Below are 8,003 nucleotides of genomic sequence, written 5' to 3'. Positions count from 1 at the left end.
CAGCGGAAACCGTCAATATTCCCGTGCTGACGCCGCTGACGGGATCGCTGGCCATTCTTGGGCAGGACGGCCGCAAGGGCATCGAGATCGCGGTGCAGGAAATCAACGACAGCGGCGGCATCGGCGGCCGCAAGCTGGTGCTCGAATTTGCGGATTCGCAGGGCAAACCGGATGTCGCTCGGCGCGAGATGGAGCGGCTGGTGCGGCTACAAAAGGCACCGCTGGTGCTCGGATGCGACATCAGCGCGGCCACATCGACTGCGGCCCAGTTCGCGGAAGCCGCAAAGACGCCGTTCCTAAATTCGAGTGCGGTGTCGGCGGAAATCCTCAACCGTCATTATCACTGGTATTTCACCCAGCAGATCACCAGCAACAACGAAGCCGAGACGGCTGCCGGCTTCGTGAAGGAGCTGTCCGGCGGCTCCGCGGGCCTCGGCGGGCAGAAGGTGGCGCTGCTCTACGAGGACAGCCCGCGAGGCGCCGACACCATCGATATCGCACGCAAGCTGTTCGAAGCCGACAAGGTCAAGCCGGTGATCGAGGTGTCGTATAACCGCGCCGAACGCAACCTGCTTCCGGTAATGAAGAAGATCCAGCAAGCCGGACCCACGATCCTCATCTGGGCCGGTTACACCGAGGACGTCGTGGCGGGGATCAAGGCGATGCAGCAGCTCGACTTCGCCCCCTATGTGGTCGGCATCGGCGGCGGCGCCGGCGATCCGCGCCTGCCGGAACTGGTGGATCCGAAATTCATGGATCGGCTCAAACTGTCGAACATCGACTATTTCAGTCCCGATATGAAGCGGGCTTCGAGCCTGACCGAAACCTATAAGAACAAGTTCCAGGCGCTGCCGTCGAGCTATGTGGGCATGTGCTATGCGGGCGGCATCACCCTCGGCCAGGTGCTCAGGAAGGCTTACGAGGTTTCGCTGAAGCCGTCGCGCGACGATCTGCAGAAGATTTTGCGCGGGCTCGATCTGCCCGTCGAGCAGACCAAGATCCCCGGTGCCATCAAGTTCGATGCGGATGGCCGTAATACCGGAGCGCGGGCGCTGGTCACCCAGTGGAAGGACACGGGTGTGCACAAGAGGACGATCTATCCGTCTGAGGTGGCGACCGGCCAGCCCACGCAGCTGAAGTGAGCCTGCACGATGCCTAGTCTGGATCTGCTCGCACAGGCCATCGTGTCTGGAATCCTGGTCGGCGGCGTCTACGCCCTGATCGCGGTGTCGCTCGCGCTGGTGTTCGGCGTGATGCGCGTGCTTAACTTTGCCCATGGCGATCTCCTGATGATCGCCATGTATGGCATCGCATTGCTGCACCAGCAATTTGGCCTGCCGCCCTATGTCGGTTGCATCGTCATGGCTCCCGTGATGGCGATCCTCGGAGCCGTCATGTTCCGCTTCATCATCCGGCCAGTCCTCGGGGCCAGCCCGCTGATGCAGGCGCAGCTCACCATCGGCGTATCCTTCGTCATCCAGAGTGCGGTTCTGATGTGGTTCGGCGCAGACCTGTTCAATGCCAGCACGCCGTTCGGCGACAAGGCCTATTTGGCTGCCGGCGTCGTGGTAGGCGCGCCGCAATTGGTCGGATTCGTCATCTCGCTGGCGGTGTGCGGGCTGCTCTCGGCATTCCTCACCATGACGGATATCGGGCATCGCATCCGGGCGACGGCACAGGACCCATCAATGGCCTCGCTATGCGGCGTCAATGTCGGGCGCACCCAGCTGTTCGTCTTTGTCGGCTGTATCGCGATCCTCGCGATCCCGGCCGGCTGCTTGATGACCTATTCCTATGTCACGCCGAGCACCGGCATGAAGCTCAGCCTGCTGTCGCTGCTGGTGGTCGTGCTCGGTGGTCTTGGCGATCTCAAAGGGGCGTTCGTAGGCGGCCTCATCATCGGACTCATCGAAGCGCTCGCCAATGCCCTCATCAACAACCCGGCGGCCCCGTCGCTGACCTATTTCGTCTTCGCGGCGGCTTTGCTTTTCCGGCCGAAAGGTCTGTTCGGACGCGGGAGCAACGCATGACCGGCCTTGCGAGACGGATCGACGACCAAACCTGGACCTGCATCGCGCTGATTGCGGTGCTATCGGCGCTCTCGGTCGCCTTTGCCGAGGCCTACACGATCACGGTCATGGTCAGCCTGCTGATCTGGATCTATCTTTGTGTGTCGTGGAACATCATCGGCGGCCTGGTGGGCCAGGTTTCGTTCGGCCAGGCCGCGTTTTTCGGCATCGGCGGCTACGCAACGCTTTACCTCGCGACCGTTCTGAATATCAGCCCCTGGTTCGGCATGTTCGCGGCAGCGTTTATTGCCGCAGCGGCGGCCTATGTGGTTGGCTATCTGCCGTTCCGGAAAGGGCTCAGCCCGCTGATCTTCGCGCTGCTAACGCTCGCCTTTGCCTATATCCTGGAATTCGGCGTCGGCGGCATCCGCGCGCTTGGCGGCACTAATGGCCTTTATGCCAAAGCGGTCGGCGAGACGTTCTGGGATTTCCGGTTCGACGATCCCGCCAATTTCCTCATCGTCATGGCGGTGATGCTGTGCGTTCTGATGGCGGTGGTGTCGCTGATCTATGGCAGCAGGCGGGGCTTCTTCTGGCGTGCGGTGCATGACAACGAGGCGGCCGCGGCAGCGATGGGTGTCAATCCGTTCGTGATCAAGCAGGAAGCATTTGCGCTCAGCGCCTTCGCCACCGCGCTGGCCGGAGGCTTTAATGCGCAGTTCATCGGCTTCATCGATCCGCCCTCGATGTTCGGCATCGAGATCACGATCTATATCCTGCTGTTCACCGTGGTCGGCGGCGCGGGATCGCTTCTAGGTCCGGTGCTGGGCCCGCTGATCCTGTTTCCGATCGGGGAGGTGCTGCGCATCTATCTTCAGGATCACGGCGGCGGGGCGCTGCATCACATGGTGTATGGCGTCGCGCTTGTGGTGGTCATTCTGCTGCTGCCGGGCGGCATCGTCTCCGGCCTGGCGCGGTTCGGGCTAACGCGTGGACGGCTGCGCATTCCGGATGCGACGGGAGGCAAGGCGACGACCAGCCCCGATGTGCGCAGCGCGAACAGCGGCGCGCCAATCCTCGCAGTGCAGGGTGTCAGCAAGGTGTTTGGCGGCCTCATCGCGGTCAACAATGTCTCCTTCGATGTCCGGCGCGGCGAGATTTTTGGTGTGATTGGGCCAAACGGGGCGGGCAAGACGACGCTGTTCTCCATGCTGGGCGGGTTCGCCAGGCCGAGCTCGGGAAAGATCATGTTCGACGGCCAGGAAATCCAGTCGCTCGCGCCCTACGATGTCTCCCATCTCGGTGTCGCGCGGACATTCCAGATCGTCCAGGCGTTTCAAAGCCTGACGGTGCGGGAGGTGGTGGTGGCGGCGGCCCTCGTCCAGTACCGCGGCGCCGATGCCACCGTCCTCGCCGACGTCATCATCGAGCGGATGTCGCTGGCTGCGAAACGCGATGCGGCCTGTGCCGATCTCACTTTGGCCGAGCAGCGCCGGCTGGAGATCGCGCGGGCGCTGGCAACAAAGCCTAAGCTCATTCTGCTCGACGAGATCCTAGGTGGGCTCACGCCGCGCGAGGCGGACGAGGCGATCAAGGGCGTTCGCGCCATTCGCGATGAAGGCGTCACCGTTCTGATCATCGAGCATATGGTGCGTGCCGTCATGTCGCTCTGCGATCGCATCGCCGTGCTCGACGCAGGCGAGAAAATCAGCCTCGGCACGCCCGGCGAGGTCGGCAACGACCCGCGCGTCATCGAGGCCTATCTGGGGAATGTCGCATGACCGCGCTGTCGATCACCGATCTGTCCGCCGGTTATGGCGTGGTGCCGATACTCCACGAGGTAAGTATCGAGGTGGCGCAAGGCGAGGTCGTCGCGGTGCTCGGAGCCAATGGCGCCGGCAAATCGACGATGCTGCGCTGTCTCTCTGGCTTGCTGCCCTTCACGGGGGAGGCGGCGTTCTACGGAACGAAGCTGTCTGGGCTGCAGCCGCACCTGATCGCGCGGCTGGGGCTGGTGCAAGTCCCGGAGGCCCGGCATATCTTCTCCGGCCTGACCGTCGTGGAGAACCTGCGCGTCGGTGCGACGCCGTTGTCGAGCCGCGCCGAACTCGCAAAGAACCTCGATCAGGTGCTATCACTGTTTCCCATTCTCGCGCAGCGGCGAAACCAGATCGCCGGGACCATGTCCGGCGGGCAGCAGCAGATGTTGGCGATTGGCCGCGCTCTGATGGGAGGTCCGAAACTGCTGGTGCTGGACGAGCCGTCCCTGGGTCTGGCGCCACTCGTCGTGGCGGAGCTCTATGAAGCGGTGCGCCACCTCATTGCCGATGGTCTGACCGTGCTGCTGGTGGAGCAGGACGTCTCGATCGCGCTGCAGATGGCGCATCGCGGCTATGTGATCGAAAACGGCAAGATCGCGCTTCAAGGCACCGGAGATGAGCTGCGAAAGAACGAGCATATCCGGAGCTACTATCTGGGGACGTGAAGTCCCTGGCAGCAAATTGTGGACTGAACCACGTTACCTAGCGCTGCGGTAGCAGGATCACCTTTCCCATCACGCGGCGGTCGGACAAACGCCTTGCCGCCGCGTGAAAATCCTTCAGGTCGAAGCGGCCGTCGATGGCGGTGCGCAATCGTCCTGCGGCGAGATGGGCATAGGCGGCGTCGCACAGGCTGTTGAATGGCTCGGATCCATCCGTAAAGAGACGTGTGATCGACGACCCGATCACCGCGATATCCTTCAGCAGCAGATAATTCGCGGGAATAGTCGGGATGCGCCCGGACGCAAAGCCGACGATCAACAGCCGGCCTTCCGGCGCCAGGCATCGCAGCATCATGTCGAATAGATCGCCGCCGACAAAGTCGATGGCGGCATTCATCTGGCCGACCCCATGTTGTTGAAGCGCGAAGCGCAGGCCGTCTTTCGTATCGGAAAGCGTGTCGTTGCGGATCACCAGTTCTGCGCCGAGGTCGCGCACCAGCGCCGCCTTCTCCGCTGATGAGACGATGGCGGCGCAGTGCGCGCCCATCTGCCGCACATAGGACACGGCGAGCGACCCCATGCCGCCCGCAGCGCCAGACACCAGCACCCACTCGCCGGGCTGCAGACGTGTGCGCAGTTCGAGGGCTGCAACGATGGTCGGAATGCCGGTGCCGCAGGCCGCTGCCATCTCGAAGGGCAGATCGTCCGGAAGTCGCCGGCAGGCATAGGCGGGGGCCGATGCCTGCTGTGCGAAGGCGCCGTAATTCAGCATGGCGATCACCCGGTCGCCGGAGCGAAAATCCTGCACGCAAGGGCCGACCGCGCGCACGATCCCCGCGGCGTCACGCCCGGGAACATAGGGAAGCGATGCCTTGTGCTGATATTTGCCTTCCATCATCAGGAGATCGGCGAAGTTCAGGCTCGCAGCCTTGACGTCGATGACGATGTGACCTGGCTCCGCAGCCGGTGCATCCACAGTTTCCACCGCGGCATCGGTCCAGGACGCGTGCGTGCGCTGGAGGACGGCACGCATGCTCTGTCCAGAGAACGAGGGCAAGAACGGGTCCTTTGATGCGGTTGACTTGAGGCGATGTCACCTGTCCCGAAACTCTCGGGTCATGCGGCCCTGCGGTCAACCGGGCGAGTGATTGAGCACATATCTGTCGAATGACCGGCTGTCATCGCCCACCACGAACAATCATTGATCGCGGGCGCAGGGGGAGAGAAAACTGTGCGGATCATTTGACAGGAGCGCAGGAAATGGACGCCACGGTATCGAGCGAAATGACGGATGCGATTGTCGTTCTCACCATCCATAACGAGAGAGCGCGCAATGCGCTGTCGCGGTCGATCATTCTCGACCTCACACAGAGGCTTGAGCACGCCATGCAGGACAAAGCGTGCCGCGCGATCGTGATTACGGGCGCCGGCGGGACATTCTGTTCTGGCGGCGACATATCGGGCATGACCGCGGAACGTCAGCTCATCGACAGCCGGATTTGGATGAAGACCGCGCATCGGCTGATAATGCAGGTGATCAATGGCGAGAAGCCGGTTATCGCCGCCGTCGAGGGTTTTGCGTTCGGTGCGGGGCTCTCGCTGGCTGCGGCCTCCGATTATATGGTGGTCGCCGAGAATGCCAAACTATGCGCGTCCTTCGCCCGGATCGGGCTAATCCCGGATTTGGGCCTCTATTATTCGCTGGCGCAGCGCGTCGGCGTTCCAAGGGCCAAGAGGATGGCGGCTCTGGCAGAGGTCGTCGAGGGCGTGCAGGCGAAGGCCATCGGGCTCGCGGATTCCGCCGTCCCCGCGGGGGCAACACTCGATGCCGCGATTGAGGTTGCACGAGAGTATATCAATGTCGCGCCCATTCCGCTTGCGCTGACAAAGGCCGTGTTCGCGAACGGAGCCGTCAGTCTCGAACAGGCGCTGACGGCGGAGCTCGATTACCAGCCGCTGCTGTTCGGAACGTCCGATCACCGTGACGCGGCCAAGGCGTTCATGGAGAAGCGCAAGCCGGTCTTCCAGGGGCGATGAGGGCGTGGACTCAGGCCTGAATAGTCAGGCCTGAGTTGCGCAGTGTGTCGATCTCGGAGGGTGACATCCATCCGGCCAGCGCCTCGTTGAGTGACATCGAGGCGGCGCGGCGCGGCGGCGTAGGCGTAGCCGGAACGGTGCGGCTGAAGCGCGGCGCCGGCGCCGGCTGCACGACGCCATCTGTGGTGATGAAGACGCCGCGCGCGCGCATATGCGCGTGATTCGGCGCCTCGCTCATGTCGAGCACGGGCGCGAAACAAGCATCGGTGCCTTCGAGCAGCGCACACCAGTCGGCCTGCGATTTCTCCTTGAACTTGCGAGTAAGCACGTCGCGCCCGCGGTCCCAGCCGCTTTGATCGAGTTGCGGCGGCAGCTCGTCGGCGCTCAGACCGGCGAGGTCGAGAAACTTCTGATAGAACTTGCTTTCAATGGGCGCGATGGAAATCAGCTTGCCGTCGGCGCAAGCATAGACGTCGTAGAAGTGCGCTCCGGAGTCTAGGATATTGTCGCCCCGGCCACCCGGCAGCATTCCGGCGCCGTGCATGCCGTAGATGCTGGTCATCAGATGCGCGGTGCCGTCGACGATGGCCGCGTCTACTACTTGGCCTTTCCCGGATGTCCGTGCTTCCAGCACGGCGCAGACGATGCCGAAAGCGAGGTAGCTGGCGCCGCCTGCATAGTCGCCAAGCAGATTGAGCGGCGGGGTTGGCATCTGGCCCTTGCGCCCGATGGCGCCGAGCGCGCCGGTCAGCGCGATGTAATTGAGATCGTGTCCGGCAGCCTGCGACAATGGACCGTCCTGTCCCCATCCGGTCATGCGGCCGAATACCAGCTTGGAATTGCACGCGAGGCACGCATCAGGGCCCAGACCGATGCGCTCCATCACGCCTGGGCGAAAGCCTTCGATCAGGGCGTCCGATTTTGCGATGAGGTCGAGCACTACCGAGACGGCGGCCTCGTTCTTCAGGTCGAGCGCCAATGCGCGCCGGCCACGGGACAACAGATCGTAGCCTTCGGGACGTTTGATGCCGAGGGTGGCATCGGCCTGGCGCTCGATCCGCAGCACCTCGGCTCCCATGTCCGAAAACATCATCGCCGCCATCGGGCCGGGTCCGATCCCGGCCATCTCGATGACCTTCAAGCCTGCAAGGGGGCCCATCTTCGTTCCAATAGCTGATGTCTTAGGCTGCGGATGCCGCCGGCGGCGCGTTGCCGGCGGCAGCGACTGCGGGAAGACCGATGGGAACCTGGATCGACGGGCGCTCGGCCGTCGCAATCTCCTCGGCCTGAAGATGGAACCGGAGCTCCTGTCGCGCCACGTCGACGATCTGCGTTTCCAGCTGCTCAAGGATGTTGCAGTGCCCGCCGATGCCGAGCGACAGTGGCTGACAGGCGCGCGACTGCGGTACGGGCAACGCAATCACACCATATCCCTGCACCACGCGGTTGCGCGAGAAGGTGTAGCCGAGGCGCCG

Annotated in this window: 7 protein-coding genes and 1 pseudogene; 5 read left to right on the top strand and 3 right to left on the bottom strand. The window is 63.2% G+C overall.

The window, feature by feature from the left end:
* The 4 genes from ACIQ17_RS27940 to ACIQ17_RS27925 form a co-directional block, all read left to right on the top strand.
* Positions 1-1,142, top strand: a 1,142-nt coding sequence (locus tag ACIQ17_RS27940; protein ID WP_398472636.1) for an ABC transporter substrate-binding protein, incomplete at its 5' end; no start/stop codon positions are given.
* 9 nt (positions 1,143-1,151) lie between these two features.
* Entirely contained in the window at positions 1,152-2,030 is an 879-nt protein-coding gene (locus ACIQ17_RS27935; RefSeq protein ID WP_398472635.1) for a branched-chain amino acid ABC transporter permease, read from the top strand.
* Positions 2,027-3,790 carry an ATP-binding cassette domain-containing protein gene (locus ACIQ17_RS27930; protein WP_398472634.1) on the top strand — a complete coding sequence of 588 codons (1,764 nt, stop codon included), beginning with the start codon at positions 2,027-2,029 and terminating at the stop codon, positions 3,788-3,790. Before ACIQ17_RS27935 ends, ACIQ17_RS27930 begins: the two co-directional genes overlap by 4 nt.
* Positions 3,787-4,494, top strand: coding sequence for an ABC transporter ATP-binding protein (locus ACIQ17_RS27925; protein WP_398472632.1), 708 nt, complete (start codon positions 3,787-3,789; stop codon positions 4,492-4,494). The genes ACIQ17_RS27930 and ACIQ17_RS27925 overlap by 4 nt, the downstream gene beginning before the upstream one ends.
* A 37-nt stretch (positions 4,495-4,531) precedes the next feature.
* On the opposite strand, the gene ACIQ17_RS27920 is transcribed toward ACIQ17_RS27925, so the two are convergent.
* Positions 4,532-5,524, bottom strand: coding sequence for an NADPH:quinone oxidoreductase family protein (locus ACIQ17_RS27920; protein ID WP_398472631.1), 993 nt, complete (start codon positions 5,522-5,524; stop codon positions 4,532-4,534).
* 227 nt (positions 5,525-5,751) lie between these two features.
* Here ACIQ17_RS27920 and ACIQ17_RS27915 point away from each other — a divergent pair, with 227 nt between their 5' ends.
* Positions 5,752-6,528, top strand: a complete 777-nt coding sequence (locus ACIQ17_RS27915; protein WP_398472630.1) for an enoyl-CoA hydratase/isomerase family protein — start codon at positions 5,752-5,754, stop codon at positions 6,526-6,528.
* Positions 6,529-6,538: 10 nt separating this feature from the next.
* On the opposite strand, the gene ACIQ17_RS27910 is transcribed toward ACIQ17_RS27915, so the two are convergent.
* A complete protein-coding gene (locus tag ACIQ17_RS27910) occupies positions 6,539-7,687 on the bottom strand; it encodes a CaiB/BaiF CoA transferase family protein (protein WP_398472628.1) in 1,149 nt (382 codons plus the stop codon).
* A gap of 22 nt (positions 7,688-7,709) precedes the next feature.
* Positions 7,710-8,003, bottom strand: a pseudogene (locus ACIQ17_RS27905) (hypothetical protein); the annotation flags it as partial.

Source organism: Tardiphaga sp., from assembly GCF_044340795.1.
Lineage (GTDB): Bacteria > Pseudomonadota > Alphaproteobacteria > Rhizobiales > Xanthobacteraceae > Tardiphaga.
The sequence above is the reverse complement of the archived record's forward strand: the minus strand, read 5'-3'. Positions and strand labels throughout refer to the sequence as shown.